The organism is Sanguibacter biliveldensis, assembly GCF_033798665.1.
Lineage (GTDB): Bacteria > Actinomycetota > Actinomycetes > Actinomycetales > Cellulomonadaceae > Sanguibacter > Sanguibacter inulinus.
Window position 1 is genome coordinate 433,967 of the sequence record NZ_CP138359.1, and the last position, 15,864, is coordinate 449,830.

The window sequence follows — 15,864 nt, forward strand, 5'->3', positions numbered from 1 at the left end:
CAATACACGGGATAGAAGTAACTGGTTCTCGTCCGCGACCCCTAAGGGGCGTTGTCGAGCATTTGGCAGTAATTGAGTCTGCTAACCTACGAAATCTGGCGAAGAAGTAATGCGAGCGGCTCGGAGGATCTGCGACGTAACGCCAAGCGCTTCGAAGACACCAAAAACCTCGCGTGTGAATGAGAGATAAGTGATCCCGGTGGGATCGAGATCGCTAAAGATCTGACCAGTTCGAAGATCGTGCCGTGCGCTAGCATGCCCGATGGTGTTTCGACGCCGACTGTTGAGGAAATCTCTGAGCGGTTCCCAACCCGGGACTTGGGACACATAAGCGATCTTGTGCGAATTTGGAAGGCGGGCAAACTGCGCCATTGTGTGGACATGGCTCTTGGGCGGAACTTCGACGGGGTGTGCCGAGCCGAAGCCGTTTGGATCACCTCTGATGGCAGTATTCTGTGCCGAGACTAGGATCCACAGAGATTTGCAGATGACTTCGAAGCCCTGCTGGTAAAGATCACGAAGTAGCGAGAACTCGTCACGAAATAACGTGAGCTTCATCAAGGCCTCTTCGCCTTCATCGGATGTGTGACGCGCGATTCTGCCCATGGACCAAGACTCGTAGTCGGCAATGAATGAGGCGACCATGTCGAAGGTTTCGCGCTCGAGTTGGGCGGTGGGGTCGCGCTGTGCTCTTAGGAATCGGACGTAGGGCGCCTTCTTGATGGCCGCTGTGTGCTTGCTATTGAATCGCTCGAGCAACCTCACGCTTCGTCTGTTTGCGCTTCCTGTAACGGCGAAAGCGACGAAGGCCAGGCTCTGGTACGCGATGGTCGATCGCTCATGGGCTGTCTCCCCGGGCCGGGAAATTTCTAGGGCCGATTTGACTGTAGAATTAAACATAGCCCAATCTTGTTGGAGATAGTACTCGAAGATCATTCGGGTTGAAGGCCAGGAGCCCTCAATCGCCGATGCGGCCATACTGCGGTCGTGGTAGTACGCCGAGTGCTCTTCGTTCTTCAGTAATTGCCTCACGGTTAGGGTCGGGAAGGCACCCAAGCCGTCGTGGGAGTCTGCATTGTATTTTGACGGAACGAACGGATCCACAGTAATGACGAGAGTATCTTCGGAAACATCAACTTCTGAGATTTTCTCACATTCGAACCGAACACGATGATCATCGAGATCTTCGCCCGACATTCGCGCTCGAATTGGCAAGCTGCAATACGGGCATGGAAGGTAGAATTTTGTCTGCACAGTCGCGTCGGTGCCGATACGAGCCACAAAATTTTCACCGCAACCAGGGCACTTGAGGAAGTTGCGTGAGATCATTGCCTCAGACTAGAGCCTACGTGGCCCTGTTGCCGGGTGAAGTTCTCGACCGATTCGACGAGTCTCGTCGCGTCAGTCCTTCTGGTGGACAGCAGTGATCTTAGCGTGCAGCAATGTTCTGTGTTGCCACACTCAACGGTGGTCTACTGAAGCGCCCATTCGTTCTAGGCCGACTCGCGCCGCACCAGCGTCGCGGGCAGCGTCACCGCGGCGGGCTCCTGGCCGTCGACGACCTCGAGGAGCAGCCGCACCATCTCGGAGGAGATCCGCTCGAAGGGCTGACGCATCGTCGTGAGCGGCGGGTCGAGGGTCGCGGCGAGGCCCGAGTCGTCGAAGCCGCCGACGGCGACGTCGCCCGGGATCGACCGGCCGGAGTCCTTGATCGCGGTCATCGCACCCGCGGCCATGAGGTCGGAGGCCACGAACACCGCGTCGAGGTCGGGACGGGCCTCGAGGAGCTCGGCCATCGCGGCGCGGCCGCCCTCGCGGGAGTAGTCGCCGTGGCGGACGAGGGTCTCGTCGTACCTCTCGCCGAGCGCCTCGCGGTAGCCGGCGAGGCGCATGGTCCCACCGGGGGTGTCGAGCGGCCCGGTGACCGTCGCGATCCGCGTGCGACCCGAGTCGACCAGGTGCTGCGTCATCTTGCGCGCGCCGCCGACGTCGTCGGCCGAGACGTACCCCACGGAGTCTTCGTAGCCGATCGGCACACCACAGGCGATCACCGGGATCTCGGCGCGCAGCAGGGACTTCACCATGGGGTTGTCGCGGTGGGAGGAGATGAGCAGCACGCCGTCGACGTGACCGGCGGTGATGTAGTCGGTGATCCGTCGGCGCTCTTCGGTGGTGCCCGCGACCATGAGAAGCAGCGGCATCTCGCGCTGCCCGAGGGCCTCGGCGGCGCCGCGCAGCAAGATCGAGAACGTCGGGTCCTCGAAGAGCAGGTGCTGGGGCTCGGTGAGCAGGAAGGCGATCGAGTTGGAGCGGCCCGTCGCGAGCGAGCGGGCGTGCTGGTTCATGGAGTACCCGGTGGTGCGGATCGCCTCCTGGACCGCGGTCAGCGCCTCGGGGGACACCCAGTGGCCGCCGTTGATGACCCTGGAGACCGTCCCGCGGGAGACTCCCGCTGCCGCCGCGACGTCGCGGATGGTCGGGCGCTTGCGCGCGGTGCGTGCTTCCATCTCGGGTTCCACGTTCCAGACTCTAGGTCAACAGGTGGCACCTGGTGGTGCCACGAGGCGCAGGGGAGCGGGTGACCGCACCCCTGCGCCGGTCGTGCGGGTCAGCTCTTGACGGCGCCTGCGGCGAGGTCGACCTGCCAGTAGCGCTGGAGCGTGAGGAACAGCGCGATGAGCGGGAGGATCGACAGCAGGGCTCCGGTGATGACCGAGGTGTACATCGCGGGCTGTGAGGCGCCCTGGTTGAGCAGGCCCGAGAGGCCCACGGTGAGCGGGAACAGCTTGTCGTCGCCGAGCATGATGTACGGCAGCATGTAGTTGTTCCAGATCCCGACGAACTGGAACAGGAACACCGTCACCAGGCCGGGCAGCATCATCGGCACGGCCATCGTCCGGAAGATCCGGAAGTCCTTGGCGCCGTCGGTCCGGGCCGCCTCGATGACGTCGTCGGGGACCGACGCCGCCGCGTAGATGCGTGCCAGGTAGATGCCGTAGGGGCTGATGATGCTCGGCAGCAGGACCGACCAGTAGGTGTTGGTCATGCCGAGCTTGGCGAGCAGCAGGTACTGCGGGATCGCGAGGACCACGGCCGGCACGAGCACCCCGGCGAGCAGGGTGTTGAAGACGGCCTTCTTGCCCGCGAAGCTGTACTTGGCGAGCCCGTAGCCAGCCATCGCCGAGACGACGACCGAGAGCAGCGCGCCGACCCCCGCGTAGAGACCGGTGTTGAGCATCCAGCGCCAGAACAGGCCGCCGCGGTACGCGGAGAGCTCCGAGATGTTGTCGACCAGGTGCGACGACGGCGCGAAGGTGAAGGTCGAGAACAGCTCGGCCGCGCTCTTCGACGAGGCGACGAGCACCCAGGCGACGGGCAGCAGGCAGTACGCCGCGCCGACGAGCAGCACGATGGTGCCGCCCCAGCCGATGCGCGGACGACGGGTCGGGCGGACGACAGAGTGCTGGAGGGCGGAGGAGCCACGGGAGTGCGCGCTCGTCCGGGAGGGGGTCGTGGTGCTCATGTCACTTCTCCTGGCTGAAGGCACGGCTCTGCACGAGGCGCAGGAACCCGAACGAGAGGATGAACGTCGCGGCCGCGATGATGATCGACGTGGCGGCGGCCGAGTAGAGGTCGTCGCGCGTGAAGGCGTCGCGGTAGACCTTCATGAGGGGCGACCAGGTCGTCGAGATGGTGTTGGTCAGCGGGCGCAGCGTCGTGGGCTCCGCGAACACCTGGAGCGTCGCGATCATCGAGAAGACGAAGGTCATGATGAGCGACGGCGTGACGATCGGGACCTTGATGCGCAGCGCGATGGTGCGCTCGTTGGCCCCGTCGATCCGCGCGGCCTCGTAGATGTCCGTCGGGATCGCCTTGAGCGAGGTGTAGATGACGATCATGTTGAAGCCGACGCCGCCCCAGAGCGCGATGTTCGCGATCGCGAAGAGCACGAGGTCGGAGGAGAGCAGCGACGGAGCGTCCCAGCCGAGCTTCTCGAAGACGTAGTAGAACGGGCTGACCGCGGGCAGGTAGAGGAAGCCCCAGAGCAGCGACGAGATGACGGCCGGGACCGCGTAGGGCAAGAAGATCGAGATGCGGCTGAAGCCCTTGGCCCGCGCACCGCGCGAGTCGAGCAGCAGGGCGAAGAGCAGCGCGAGGACGATCATCGTCGGCACGAGCAGCAGCCCGTAGAGACCGACCCGCCCGACGCTCGAGAGGAACTCCGGGTCGCTCAGGGCCCGTGAGTAGTTGGCGAACCCGGCCCAGCTCTCGGTCCGCGCCCCGGCCCCGAGGCCGAGCCCGGACACCTTGACGGTCCGCAGGCTGAGGTAGGCGGCGTAGCCGATGGGCAGCGCCATGAAGATGACGAAGAGTGCGATGGCCGGAGCGAGGAAGCCCCAGGCGGGCAGGTCGCGGGTGCCCTTGCTGCGACCCCGGCGCGTGGTCGGGAGGGGCGCAGGGGCCCCGGGTGTCGGCGGGGCGAGCTTCTGGGTGGTCGGCGGCATGAGAGTCGTACTCCTACAGAGCGAGGGGGTCGGCGTGCGCGCGGTGCGCCGGAGTCGAGTGCCCGGCGCAGGGCCGGGCCGTGCCGCGGGGCGTCGCTGACGTGACGCCCCGCGGGGAGGGTGCTGCTGAGGGTGCTGGTCGAGCGGTCGGCCGTGCCGCTGGGGCCGACCGGGTCGTGCGGGTGGTGCTGGTGCCGGTCGAGCAGCCGCTGGCCCGCGGCGACTGCTCGGCGGCTACGCAGCGACTACTCGGCGACCGAGAAGCCGGAGTTCTTGAGGTCCTCGACCGTGGTGGTCTGCATCGACTCGATGCCCTCGACGAACCCTGCGGCCGAGCGGGACTCGGCGGCCTTGCCGAAGGCGTCGTTGAACGCCGAGTAGGCGACGTTGACGTTCGGGCCGTAGGTGAAGGGGTTGGCCGTGCCGGCCGTCTCGGCGACGATCTCGTAGAAGTCCGGCTGGTTGGCGAAGAACGCCGGCGGGTCGGTCAGCGCGGTCGACTGTCCGGGGATGTCGGCCGGGTAGATGCCGGAGACGTCCGCGAGGGCGGCGACGCCCTCCTCGGAGGTGTTCATCCAGGTGATGAACTCGACGGCCTGCTCGGCGTGCTCGGACTGCGTGGTCACCGCGGTGGCCGAGCCGCCCCAGTTGCCTGTCGCGGGGGCCGAGGCGTCCCACTGCGGCATCGGAGCCATCTTCCACAGGCCCTCGGTGTCGGGGGCGTTGCCGGCGAGGACGCCGGGTGCCCAGACGGCGCTGAGCCAGCCGACCTGCGAGCCGTCGTTGAGCGCGGCGTTCCACTCGGGCGTGTACATCGGCTTGTTGTCGATCGTGCCCGCCTCGACGAGGTCGCCCCAGTACTGCGCGACCTTGAGGGTGGCCTCGTCGTCGATGTCGACGGTCCAGGACTCGCCGTCGATGCCCCACCACGAGGCGCCGGCCTGCTGCGCGAGGCCCGTGAAGGACCCGGCGTCTGTCGCCGAGAAGGTCCCGAGGTACTTGGACGGGTCGGCCGTGTGCAGCTGGGCGGCGACGTCCGCGTACTCGTCCCAGGTGGTCGGGACGGTGAGGCCCATGTCCTCGAAGATGTCCGCGCGGTAGTAGAACTGCATGGGCCCGGAGTCCTGCGGGATCCCGTAGACAGCGTCGGTCCCGAGGGTCACGGAGTTCCACACGCCGTCCGCGAAGTGGCCCGACAGGTCGTCCCCGACCTCGGCCGAGACGTCCGCGAGGGCGTCGGCCGAGACCATCGTCGGGATGGCCTGGTACTCGGCCTGCATGATGTCGGGTGCGCCGCTGCCGGCCTTGATGGCCGTGAGCAGCTTGGTGACGGCTGCGTCGCCGCCGTCCTGCTTGTTGACGGTCACCTGGATGTCGGGGTTCGCCTCGTTCCAGATGTCGACGACAGCCTCCATCTCGGGGGCCCACGTCCAGAACGTGAGGTTCACGGGGCCGTCGGCGGACGAGCCCTCGGAGTCGCTCCCGCAGGCTGCGACGCCGAGGGTGAGTGCTGCGATCGTCACCGCAGCTGCGGTGAGTCGTGTGCGGGCCAGACGCATGTGTCCTCCTTGATCGTCACCTCCGCTTCGTCGCTGAGGTGGGGTACGACGTCGTACTCAGAAACGCCACTGTACCTGTGACCGGTCACAGTACCGGCACACTCCTGCTGGTTGTCAAACATCAGAAAATAGTGTTACCTCGTCGTTGTACAGCGATGTCGAAGTCTGTGAGCGCGCACAGGTGCGAGCACAGGGGAGCACAGGGCAGCGGGTCTAGAGCGCAGGAGCCCGGAGCCGCACGTCGCTGAGAGATCCACGTCAACCGCCGCCTGTCGGCAAGGAGAGCCATGAGCGAGTCCACCGCCGTCCGCACCGCAGGAGCCCCAGCAGGCTGGCTCCCGGGTGTGGGAACCATCAGCTACGGCGGGGACTACAACCCCGAGCAGTGGCCCGAAGAGGTCTGGGTCGAGGACGTCGCCCTCATGCGCGAGGCCGGGGTCAACCTGGTGAGCGTGGGCATCTTCTCGTGGGCCCGGCTCGAGCCGACCGAGGGCGTCTTCGACTTCGAGTGGCTCGACAGGCTCTTCGACCTCCTGCACTCGGCAGGCATCCGGGTCGACCTCGGCACCCCGACCGCAGCCCCGCCGGCCTGGTTCTACGCCACGTACCCCGACTCGCGCGTCGTCACCCGCGACGGCGTCGTGCTGGGCCACGGCTCGCGCGGCATGGTCAGCCCGTCCTCCCCCGACTACCGCCGGGCCTGCGCGCGCATCACCCGCGCCCTCGGCGAGCGCTACGGCTCCCACCCGGCCCTCGCGCTGTGGCACGTCCACAACGAGTACGGCGCCCCCGTCTCGGACAGCTACGACGAGCACAGCGTCCGTGCCTTCCGCACCTGGCTGCAGGAGCGCCACGGCTCCCTCGACGGTCTCAACGCCGCCTGGGGCACGGCCTTCTGGGGCCAGACCTACCGCGAGTGGGAGCACGTCGGGGCCCCGGCCACGTCGGCCAGCGTCGTCAACCCCGCGCAGCGCCTCGACTTCGCGCGCTTCACCTCCGACGCGCTGCTCGCGTGCTTCACGGCCGAGCGTGACATCCTGCACGAGCTCTCGCCCGGCGTCCCGGTGACGACCAACTTCATGGCGACGAGCTGCCCCTCGATGGATCTGTGGCGCTGGGCGCGCGAGGTCGACATCGTGAGCAACGACCACTACCTGACGGCCGCCGAGGTCCGCAACCACGTGACGCTGGCCCTCGACGCCGACCTCACCCGCTCGCTCGCGGGCGGCAAGCCGTGGATCCTCATGGAGCACTCGACCTCGGGCGTCAACTGGCAGCCGCGCAACGTGGCCAAGCGCCGCGGCGAGATGGCCCGCAACGCGCTGTCCCACCTCGGTCGCGGGGCTGACGGCATCCTCTTCTTCCAGTGGCGGGCCTCGCGCTCGGGCGCCGAGAAGTTCCACTCGGCGATGCTGCCCCACGCGGGCACCTCGAGCCGGGTGTGGAAAGAGGTCGTCGAGCTCGGCGGCACGCTGGCCGACCTCTCCGAGCTGCGCGGCTCGCAGGTGCACGCCGACGTCGCGATCCTCTGGGACTGGGAGTCGTTCTGGGCCCAGGACCTCGAGTGGCGACCGAGCGTCGACCACTCGCACCGCGAGCGCATCGTCGCCTTCTACGACCAGCTGTGGCGCGACGACGTCACGGCTGACCTGGTCCACCCCGAGGCCGACCTCAGCGGGTACAGGCTCGTGCTCGCCCCGGCGTCGTACCTGCTGACCGACGCGGCGGCGGCGAACCTCACGTCGTACACGGCTGCTGGTGGGACGCTGGCCGTCTCGTGCTTCTCCGGGCTGGTCGACGAGAACGATGCCGTGCGTGCCGGTGGCCTGGTCGCTGCGCTGCACGACGTGCTGGGTGTCCGGGTCGACGAGCTGCTCCCGCTGCGCGAGGGCGACTCGATGACGCTGGCCGGCGGACGCTTCGAGGGTGCTGCGGCCGACGTCTGGGCCGAAGACCTCGTGGTGACGACGGCCGACGTCGTGGCGACCTACGTGGACGGCCCCGCCGAGGGCGAGGCGGCGATCACCCGCAACGTCCACGGTGAGGGTGCTGCCTGGTACACCTCGACGCGCCTGACCGGTGCGTCGCTGACGACCTTCCTCGACGGCGCCTACGCCGACGCGGGGATCGTCCCGGACCGTACGTTGCCCGACGAGGTCGAGGTCGTGCGCCGCCGGTCGGTCGACGGGTCCACGGAGTTCACCGTGGTGCTCAACCACGGGACCGAGGACGTCGTGGTCCCCGGGGCGGGCCAGGTGCTCGTGGGTGACGAGGTCGACGGCGAGGTCTTCGTGCGGGCCGGTGGCTTCGCCGTCGCCCGGGCCGACGTGGCGGCCGGCTCGGTGATCACCGAGGCCTGACAGGCACGGCGGACGCCGGGGCCTGGGCGCCGAGCAGAGCCCGTCGTCGGAGGTCCGACGTCGGGCTCTGCTGTGTCACGACCCGTACAGCCCGAAGGCGTCCTCGGCGAGGGAGAACAGGTCGACGGGGGCGGGCAGGGCGAGCGGGTCGTCGGTCGCGAGCTGGAGGCTCACCACGACGGTCTCCCCGTCGGCGGTCTCGGCCAGCCAGGACCCGGCGATCTCACCGGGTGCGTTGCCGCCCTTGAAGGCTACGTAAGGCCAGTCGGCCTCGTCGAGGGTGATCCCGGTGTTCGCCGACAGGATGTCGCGGACGGGCTCGCCGGCCTCGGTCCCTGCCATGGTCTGCAGGCCGGCGTGCGCGGAGCAGAGGTCGGCAGCCGTGGCGAACCAGTCGAGGCCGTCGTCCCAGCGCGGGGTCGTGACAGACATCGGGTCGATGTCGAGCACGCCCGCCGGCACCTGGTCCTGCAGCGCCTCGCGCGCGTTCACGTCGAGGTCGGTCCAGCTCGGGACGGACTCCGGGGCGCCCCAGCCGAACCAGAAGAGGTCGCGCGTGGTGAGCAGCGGGGTGTTGAGCGCCGGGTCGTGGTGGCCCATGTCGTCCATCGCGGAGACGACGGCGTCGCGGCCGACCGTGCTGATGAGCAGGTCTGTCGCGGTGTTGTCGCTGATCGAGATCATGCCCGCCGCTGCCTGCTGGACGGTCACGGTGGTCCCGGCCGGCTGGTCCTGCAGGGTGCCTGAGGGCAAGGACTTGAGGTCGTCGGTGAGGGTGAGCTCGGTGTCCCAGGTGAGGGTGCCGTCGGCGACGGCCGTCACCACGGCCCCGAGGACGTAGAGCTTGACGATCGACCCGACGGGCATCGGCGTGGCCGTCTCGCCGGCCTGGTGGACGGGTGTGCACAGACCGGCCTCGTCGACGGTCGACACCTGGAGCGAGTGGTCGACGCCGGTGTCGCCGAGCAGCGAGTCCAGCTCGTCCCAGCTCGCGGCCGGTGCGCGGTCGGGGTTGCTCCCGGGCGCGAAGAACAGGGTCGTCACCTGGCCGGCCTCGTCGGTCGCGACCTGCATCTCGAGGTAGGTCGCGGCCGTGTCGACGATCGTCACCGAGACGGCGGATCCTTCACCAGCGACAGCCCGAGGCGTCCACGGGCCTGTTGCGGCGAGCGCTGTCAGGGTCGCCGCGAGGTCCTCGGCGCTCATCTCGGCGAGCACAGCCTCGGAGACGCGGGACGTGATCTCGTCGGCGCTCACGGTGGTCTCGGGGTCGAGCTGCTCGAGGAACCAGGCGGCCTGCTCTCCCGCGGGGCCCTCGGGGAGCTCGGCGGGCTCGGAGGATGGTTCTTCGACCGGGGTCGAGGTCGTCGACGTGCTCGAGGCCGTCGATGTGGGCTCGGTCTCGCTGTCGTCGGAGGAGGAGGAGCACCCGGTGAGGACGAGCGCGGCCACCAGCGTGGCGGCTCCAGGGGCTTGGAGCGATCGGGCTCGGAGCGGTCGGTCAGGGCGCGGGCTGGGAAGTGGCGTCCGTGGCATCGCTCGACGCTATCAAGATCCGCGGCTCTGCGCCGAGGGGACCACGCGACAGGGGACCTGCCGTGCGGCACCTCCGGCGCGGCGCTCGTACGTCACGTCGTCCCAGGTCAGCCGATCGCCTCGACCGCGGACTGGGCTCGCCGCAGCGAGTCCTGGGCGCTCGCGTCGCTGTCGGTCAGCGCGCGGCGCAGGGCCTGGACGATCCCGCGGACCTCCGCGGCGACCGTCGCCCAGCGCTGCTCCTGCGCCTGGTAGTCACCGGAGACACCTGTGGCCTCGTAGTCGGCCATCGCGTCCCGGACGTCGGCCGAGCGCTGGTCCATCAGACCGTCGAGCCGCGCTGCCACCCTGTCGAAGTTCTCCTGAGCAGCCGTCGATGCTGCGGTGTCGTAGTCCCTGCGGTCTGTCGTGCTCGTCGTGCTCATCGTCGTCGTCTCCTGAGGTCGGTGGTCAGCAGGTCTGTGGTCAGCGGCCAGAGAACCGCGCGGAGGCGAAGGACGCGCTGCCCTCGGTCGCCCGGGTCTCGTCGGCCATCGTCTGGTCGCCCTCGGTGAAGGCGCGGTCCATCCCGCCGATGCCCACGAGCACGGATGCGAGAGCCGCGTCGAGCTCGACGGCGATCTCCTCGGTGCGTCGGCGGAACCTGTCGAAGGCCTGCCGGCCAGCGCCGTGGAAACGCCCCTCGAGCGGCTCGGCCGCCGCGGAGAGCTCCCGGACGACGGCGCCGAGGTCGTCGCTCGACGTCGACGTCTTCCGTGCGAGCGCCGTCAGCACGCCTGCCCCCATCGCAAACTTCATGCCCTGCTCCTGCCGTGACAGGGCGGCGACCTCGGACCGGTCGCTGCCGTTGCACCGACACTAGGAGCGCGCAGCGGTGCGCGGACGTTGTCCACAGGGACGAGATCTTCAACCCCGGGAGCCGACGGACGTCAGGCTGGGCCTGGAGCGCTGGTCGACCGCGTCGTGGCCGCTGCTGCGCAGGAGGCGCATCGCGTTGACGATCACCACCAGGACAGAGGCCTCGTGGACGAGCATGCCGACAGACATGGTCAGCCCCCCTGCGACGACGCCGGCCAGCAGCAGCACGACCGTGCCCAGGGCGACGACGATGTTCTGCCTCATCACCGCCACGGTCCGTCGGGCCAGGCTGATCGCCTCAGGCAGCCTGAGCAGGTCGTCACCCATCAGTGCGATGTCGGCGGTCTCCACGGCCGCCGCGGAGCCTGCTGCCCCCATCGCCACGCCGATGTCTGCCGCCGCCAGGGCAGGGGTGTCGTTGACCCCGTCGCCGACCATGGCCACGGTGCGGCCCTGCCGCTGCAGCTGCTCGACCACGTCCAGCTTGTCCTCGGGGAGCAGCGCGGCGTGGACCTCGTCGATCCCGGTGGCCTTCCCGACAGCCTCGGCGACCAGCCGGTTGTCCCCGGTGAGCATGACGACCTTCGTGACGCCGGCCCTGTGCAGCATCGAGACGGCCTCAGCGGCGTCCGCGCGGACCTGGTCGGCGACGGCGAGGACGCCGATCACGGAGCCGTCGACGGCCACCGTCATGGGCGTCTTGCCGTCGGCGGCGAGCGCCGCGGCGACCTGGGAGGCTCCGCGGGCGTCGGCCACCCCGTACCGCTCGAGCAGCAGCGGGCTGCCGACCAGCACCCGCTGACCGTCGACCTCGGCCATGATGCCCATGCCGGGCACCGGGACCACCGTGCTCGGTATCTCTGAGGGACCGACCCCGTCCTCGTCCGCAGCCGCCAGGACGGGACGTGCCAGCGGGTGCTCGGACCCGGCCTCGGCGGCCGCAGCCCAGCGCAGCACGTCGGCACGACCCAGGCGCGGGTCCAGGACCACCACGTCGGTCAGGCGGGGCCGGCCTTCGGTGAGCGTCCCGGTCTTGTCCATGGCGACCACGGAGATCTTCGCCGAGGTCTCGAGGAACTCACCACCCTTGATGAGGATCCCTCGACGAGCGGCCCGGCCGATGCCGGCGACGATCGCGACGGGGATCGAGACGACCAGCGCGCCGGGGCACCCGATGACCAGCAGGGTCAGCGCGAGGACCACGTCACCCGTGACGACGCCGGCCGCTACGGCGAGCACCATCACGGCGGGTGTGTACCACCTGGAGAACTTGTCCATGAAGGCCTGCGTGCGGGCCTTGGCGTCCTGGGCCTCTTCGACGCGGTGGATGATGCGGGCGAGGGTGGTGTCTGCTCCGGTCCCGGTGGCCTGCACCCGCAAGAAGCCTGCTCGGGAGATCGTCCCTGCGTAGACGCGGTCACCTCTGGACTTCTCGGCCGGTATCGACTCGCCCGTGATGGACGCCTCGTCGACCGCACCGGTCCCGTCCAGGACCTCTCCGTCGACAGGGACCTTCGTGCCGTTCTTGACCAGGACCACCTCGCCGACCCTCACCTGCGCCGCAGGGATCTCCAGCTGCTCACCGTCGCGGACGACGACGGCGTGGTCCGGGGCCACCGCGACCAGCTCGGCCAGGGCGGAGCGCGTCTTGCCCAGGGTCGCGGCCTCGAGGGCGTGACCTGTCGCGAACAAGAACGTGACTGCCGCAGCCTCCCAGAAGTTGCCGATCACCACGGCCCCGATCGCCGCAGCCGCCACGAGCAGGTCGATCCCGACGACCCTGGCGACCAGTGCGCGCAGGGCCGTGATGGTGATCCCCCAGCCGGCGGTGACCGCGGCGGCCAGCATGACGGCGTCCGCGAGGGTGAAGACCGTGCCGGGGCCTGTGGCGTGCTCACCGGCATCGAGCCACCACTGCGGGCTCAGCGTGACCTCACCCGCGCCTCCGGCCGACTGCCTGAGGACGAAGGAGACCAGGACGAGCACCCCTGACACGACGGGCGTCGACCAGTCCCCGTGGACCCATCTCTCGAACCTGCTCCCCATCGGAGCACCACCTCTCTGCGGGGCGCGCCGGTCGCCCGGCGCGCCTGGAGGAACTACGGGTCGGGCACCCGCGGGTGCCCGGAGAGCACAGATCAGAGGTCAGACCTTCGAGGGTGCGGCCCTGTAGCCGGCCTTGGCCACGGCGGCGACGAGCTGGTCCACGGTGACGCGTCCGGCGTCGTGGTCGATCTCGATGCGTGACGAGGCGAACTGGACCCGCACGCGCTCGACACCGTCGAGCCGGCCCACCTGCTTCTCGATCTTGGCCACGCAGGACGGGCAGGAGAACCCCTCGGCTCTCAGGACTGTGCGGGTGGTGGAGGTGGCGGGTGCTGTCGAGGTGGACATGGTCGGATCCCTTCGTTGGTGACGGTTCTCAGCGACACCTTCACGGTAGGAGGGATCTCCTGGAGACTCCTTGACGCAGGTCAAGCACCGGCACCGTCCGTCGGCCCTGCCTGCCGGGAGGCGCCGGAGCAGCCTCGGCAACCCGTAGGTGCCGGGTGGTCCGGGTAGGTTCGGGGCATGGCTGAGGACGACCTCTGCGTGGCCCGCGTCCCGATCTTCCACGGGTTGTCGCGCCAGGAGCAGCTCCGGGTGGCAGGGGCGGCGCGGTCCGTGTCGTTCCAGAAGGGCGAGGTCGTCTCCGACCCCGGAGACCCGGCGTCGAGCCTGCTCGTGATGCACAGCGGGCAGCTCAAGGTCAGCCGGACGTCCGCCGACGGTCAGGAGCAGATCCTCAGGACAGTCACCGCCGGCGACGTCGTGGGCGAGCGCGCCTTCCTGACAGGTCGCCCGCCCCTCGACACTGTCGTCGCCCTCGACGACAGCCAGATGTGCGTGTTCCACCCAGCGAGGTTCTCGGCTCTGCTGCGCGACTATCCCGACATCAGCCAGCGGATGCTGCGGACGCTCTCCGACAGGCTCGCCTCGGTCGAGCGGCTGCTGTCGGCCATCACGTCGGACGACGTCGGCGTCCGGGTCGCGGCCTACCTGCTGGACCTCGTGACGGCGACCACCAGCAGGACCGGCCGGGCCACGGTGCTGCTGCCGATGGCGAAGCACGAGGTCGCCGCCTATCTCGGGACCACCCCCGAGACCCTGAGCCGGCGCCTGGCGGCGCTGTCGGCCTCGGGCGTCATCGCGCTCCAGGGACGCCGGGGGGTCTCTGTCCTGGACCTCGGGGCTCTCGAGGACGCTGCTCGTCGCTGAGCCTGCGTGCCGCGACGTCCGGCGGCAGCACTGCACACAGCCAGACCGCGACGTTCAACCGGACCGCGGGTGCTCAGCCGGGCCGCGGTGCTCACGCGGCCGCAGCGCCCATCCGTGCCGCAGCGCACGGCGGCGCTGCAGCCGCGCCAGGGTCAGCGCTTGCGGGCGTGCAGACGCTTCGCGACGCGCGAGGTCCCCCGCGTGGCGAGCACCCGGGTGAGGGCGGCGGTCGCGCTCGTCACCGCGGCGAAGGCCACGATGCTCGCGACCGTCGCGTCGTCGTCGTCCCCGTGCACGGGGGAGTGCCCGGTGACCTTGGTCCACAGCGCGGCGACGGCCTTCTGGGCGATCCACCCGGCACCGAGCGAGACAGCGAGCGTGGTGATCTTCATCGGTACCGACTGGTCCTGGGCCACGATTCCTCCGCGATTGGTCGTCTGAGCAGGTGATCCGCTCCTGTCGCACCACGCTAGCCGTCCGGGCTCGCAGCCGCATACCGCACCGCCGACCGCGAGGTAACCTGGGAGCGAACGACAGGGGAGCGCAGGAGCGCTGAGAGTGCGGAACCACCCGCAGACCCTCGAACCTGATCCGGTTTGCACCGGCGTAGGGAGTCGGGCTATCTCGCCACGCACGCGTGGTACCCCTTCTGAGGCACATGTCCAGGAGGACGCAGCATCATGCACAGCACCACCAGCACCAGGACAGCACGCACCACACGCTCCGTGCGGCTGACCACAGCGACGATCGCCGGGACCCTGGTCCTCGCGCTCGCGGCCTGCTCGAGCGACTCCGCGACCGGCGGCACAGGCGACGCGTCGGGGTCAGGGAGCTCCACGACTGTCGACGTCGTCGTCCACGACTCCTTCGGCATCACCGACGAGACGAAGGCCGCCTTCGAAGAGCAGAGCGGGCTGACGCTCAACATCATCACGACCGGTGACGGCGGCGCGCTCGCCAACAAGCTCGTGCTCACCAAGGACTCCCCGCTCGGCGACGTCGCCTTCGGCATCGACACGTCCTTCGCGTCGCGCGCCATCGACGCGGGCGTCTTCGAGCCCTACACCTCCCCCGAGCTGCCCGAGAGCGCCGCCGACCTCGCGGTCGACGACTCCGGCACCCTCACCCCCGTCGACTACGGCGACGTGTGCCTCAACATCGACACCGGATGGTTCGCCGAGGCGGGCATCGACGCCCCGGTCACCCTCGAAGACCTCGCCGACCCCGAGTACCAGGACCTCACCGTCGTGACGAACCCGGCGACCTCGACGCCCGGCCTGTCCTTCCTCTTCGCGACCATCGGGCACTTCGGCACCGACGGCTACCTCGACTACTGGAAGAGCCTCACCGATAACGGCCTCAAGGTCGTCGAGGGCTGGGAGGACGCCTACTACACGGACTTCTCCGCCAACGGCGAGGGCGACCGCCCGATCGTCCTCTCCTACGCGTCCTCCCCGGCCTTCACGCTGAGCGACGACGGTGCGTCGAGCACCACGGCAGCCCTGCTCGACACCTGCTTCCGCCAGGTCGAGTACGCCGGGGTCCTGGCCAACGGCGACAACCCCGAGGGCGCCCAGGCCTTCGTCGACTTCCTGCTCGGCGACCAGTTCCAGGCTGACATCCCCGAGACCATGTACGTGTACCCCGTGAGCCCTGACGTGACGGTCCCGGCCGACTGGGAGTCCTTCGCGCCCGTGCCCACGGACCCGATCGCCCTCGACCCCGCCGAGATCTCCGCGAACCGTGACGCGTGGATCAAGGACTGGACCGCCCAGGTCGTCGGCTGAG

14 protein-coding genes and 1 riboswitch are annotated in these 15,864 nt (G+C 69.1%); of the genes, 3 read left to right on the forward strand and 11 right to left on the reverse strand.

Annotated features, from left to right (window positions below; genetic code table 11):
• Nucleotides 1–81: 81 nt before the first annotated feature.
• The 5 genes from SANBI_RS01900 to SANBI_RS01920 form a co-directional block, all read right to left on the reverse strand.
• Nucleotides 82–1,329 (reverse strand): hypothetical protein, encoded by a 1,248-nt coding sequence (locus tag SANBI_RS01900; RefSeq protein WP_319158432.1) that lies wholly within the window; start codon nt 1,327–1,329, stop codon nt 82–84.
• Between the two features lie 164 nt (nt 1,330–1,493).
• Nucleotides 1,494–2,507, reverse strand: a complete 1,014-nt coding sequence (locus SANBI_RS01905; RefSeq protein ID WP_056135608.1) for a LacI family DNA-binding transcriptional regulator — start codon at nt 2,505–2,507, stop codon at nt 1,494–1,496.
• 101 nt (nt 2,508–2,608) lie between these two features.
• Nucleotides 2,609–3,523, reverse strand: a complete 915-nt coding sequence (locus tag SANBI_RS01910) for a carbohydrate ABC transporter permease (protein ID WP_319158434.1) — start codon at nt 3,521–3,523, stop codon at nt 2,609–2,611.
• A gap of 1 nt (nt 3,524) precedes the next feature.
• On the reverse strand, nt 3,525–4,505 hold the full coding sequence (locus SANBI_RS01915) for a carbohydrate ABC transporter permease (RefSeq protein ID WP_319158435.1): 981 nt from the start codon (nt 4,503–4,505) through the stop codon (nt 3,525–3,527).
• Nucleotides 4,506–4,750: 245 nt separating this feature from the next.
• Nucleotides 4,751–6,064, reverse strand: coding sequence for an ABC transporter substrate-binding protein (locus SANBI_RS01920; protein WP_319158437.1), 1,314 nt, complete (start codon nt 6,062–6,064; stop codon nt 4,751–4,753).
• 287 nt (nt 6,065–6,351) lie between these two features.
• Between SANBI_RS01920 and SANBI_RS01925 the strand changes: the two genes are divergently transcribed.
• Nucleotides 6,352–8,424 carry a beta-galactosidase gene (locus tag SANBI_RS01925; protein ID WP_319158439.1) on the forward strand — a complete coding sequence of 691 codons (2,073 nt, stop codon included), beginning with the start codon at nt 6,352–6,354 and terminating at the stop codon, nt 8,422–8,424.
• Between the two features lie 75 nt (nt 8,425–8,499).
• Here the strand turns inward: SANBI_RS01925 and SANBI_RS01930 are convergent, their stop codons facing one another.
• From SANBI_RS01930 to SANBI_RS01950, 5 genes are all read right to left on the reverse strand, one after another.
• Nucleotides 8,500–9,876: a serine hydrolase gene (locus SANBI_RS01930; protein ID WP_319158441.1), complete on the reverse strand. Its 1,377-nt coding sequence runs from the start codon at nt 9,874–9,876 to the stop codon at nt 8,500–8,502.
• 191 nt (nt 9,877–10,067) lie between these two features.
• A complete protein-coding gene (locus SANBI_RS01935) occupies nt 10,068–10,385 on the reverse strand; it encodes a hypothetical protein (protein WP_056135621.1) in 318 nt (105 codons plus the stop codon).
• Between the two features lie 40 nt (nt 10,386–10,425).
• On the reverse strand, nt 10,426–10,758 hold the full coding sequence (locus SANBI_RS01940) for a hypothetical protein (protein ID WP_056135624.1): 333 nt from the start codon (nt 10,756–10,758) through the stop codon (nt 10,426–10,428).
• 108 nt (nt 10,759–10,866) lie between these two features.
• The gene (locus SANBI_RS01945) at nt 10,867–12,864 is read right to left on the reverse strand and encodes a heavy metal translocating P-type ATPase (RefSeq protein ID WP_319158443.1); all 1,998 of its coding nucleotides are present in this window, start codon (nt 12,862–12,864) and stop codon (nt 10,867–10,869) included.
• A gap of 99 nt (nt 12,865–12,963) precedes the next feature.
• Complete coding sequence (locus SANBI_RS01950; RefSeq protein WP_056135629.1) at nt 12,964–13,212, reverse strand: heavy-metal-associated domain-containing protein; 249 nt, start codon at nt 13,210–13,212, stop codon at nt 12,964–12,966.
• A gap of 177 nt (nt 13,213–13,389) precedes the next feature.
• On the opposite strand from SANBI_RS01950, the gene SANBI_RS01955 reads away from it, so the two are divergent.
• Nucleotides 13,390–14,076, forward strand: coding sequence for a Crp/Fnr family transcriptional regulator (locus SANBI_RS01955; RefSeq protein ID WP_319158445.1), 687 nt, complete (start codon nt 13,390–13,392; stop codon nt 14,074–14,076).
• Between the two features lie 152 nt (nt 14,077–14,228).
• Here the strand turns inward: SANBI_RS01955 and SANBI_RS01960 are convergent, their stop codons facing one another.
• Nucleotides 14,229–14,468, reverse strand: coding sequence for a DUF4235 domain-containing protein (locus tag SANBI_RS01960; protein ID WP_319158447.1), 240 nt, complete (start codon nt 14,466–14,468; stop codon nt 14,229–14,231).
• A 133-nt stretch (nt 14,469–14,601) separates the two neighbouring features.
• Nucleotides 14,602–14,706: riboswitch (TPP riboswitch) on the forward strand.
• A gap of 50 nt (nt 14,707–14,756) precedes the next feature.
• On the opposite strand from SANBI_RS01960, the gene SANBI_RS01965 reads away from it, so the two are divergent.
• Nucleotides 14,757–15,863: a thiamine ABC transporter substrate-binding protein gene (locus SANBI_RS01965; protein WP_319158449.1), complete on the forward strand. Its 1,107-nt coding sequence runs from the start codon at nt 14,757–14,759 to the stop codon at nt 15,861–15,863.
• Nucleotide 15,864 lies beyond the last annotated feature (1 nt).

Bases quoted from the DNA above. Each gene is read 5' to 3' on its own strand.
- SANBI_RS01900 (WP_319158432.1), bottom strand. From the start codon at position 1,329: ATGATCTCACGCAACTTCCTCAAGTGCCCTGGTTGCGGTGAAAATTTT.
- SANBI_RS01905 (WP_056135608.1), bottom strand. From the start codon at position 2,507: ATGGAAGCACGCACCGCGCGCAAGCGCCCGACCATCCGCGACGTCGCG.
- SANBI_RS01910 (WP_319158434.1), bottom strand. From the start codon at position 3,523: ATGAGCACCACGACCCCCTCCCGGACGAGCGCGCACTCCCGTGGCTCC.
- SANBI_RS01915 (WP_319158435.1), bottom strand. From the start codon at position 4,505: ATGCCGCCGACCACCCAGAAGCTCGCCCCGCCGACACCCGGGGCCCCT.
- SANBI_RS01920 (WP_319158437.1), bottom strand. From the start codon at position 6,064: ATGCGTCTGGCCCGCACACGACTCACCGCAGCTGCGGTGACGATCGCA.
- SANBI_RS01925 (WP_319158439.1), top strand. From the start codon at position 6,352: ATGAGCGAGTCCACCGCCGTCCGCACCGCAGGAGCCCCAGCAGGCTGG.
- SANBI_RS01935 (WP_056135621.1), bottom strand. From the start codon at position 10,385: ATGAGCACGACGAGCACGACAGACCGCAGGGACTACGACACCGCAGCA.
- SANBI_RS01940 (WP_056135624.1), bottom strand. From the start codon at position 10,758: ATGAAGTTTGCGATGGGGGCAGGCGTGCTGACGGCGCTCGCACGGAAG.
- SANBI_RS01945 (WP_319158443.1), bottom strand. From the start codon at position 12,864: ATGGGGAGCAGGTTCGAGAGATGGGTCCACGGGGACTGGTCGACGCCC.
- SANBI_RS01950 (WP_056135629.1), bottom strand. From the start codon at position 13,212: ATGTCCACCTCGACAGCACCCGCCACCTCCACCACCCGCACAGTCCTG.
- SANBI_RS01955 (WP_319158445.1), top strand. From the start codon at position 13,390: ATGGCTGAGGACGACCTCTGCGTGGCCCGCGTCCCGATCTTCCACGGG.
- SANBI_RS01960 (WP_319158447.1), bottom strand. From the start codon at position 14,468: ATGAAGATCACCACGCTCGCTGTCTCGCTCGGTGCCGGGTGGATCGCC.
- SANBI_RS01965 (WP_319158449.1), top strand. From the start codon at position 14,757: ATGCACAGCACCACCAGCACCAGGACAGCACGCACCACACGCTCCGTG.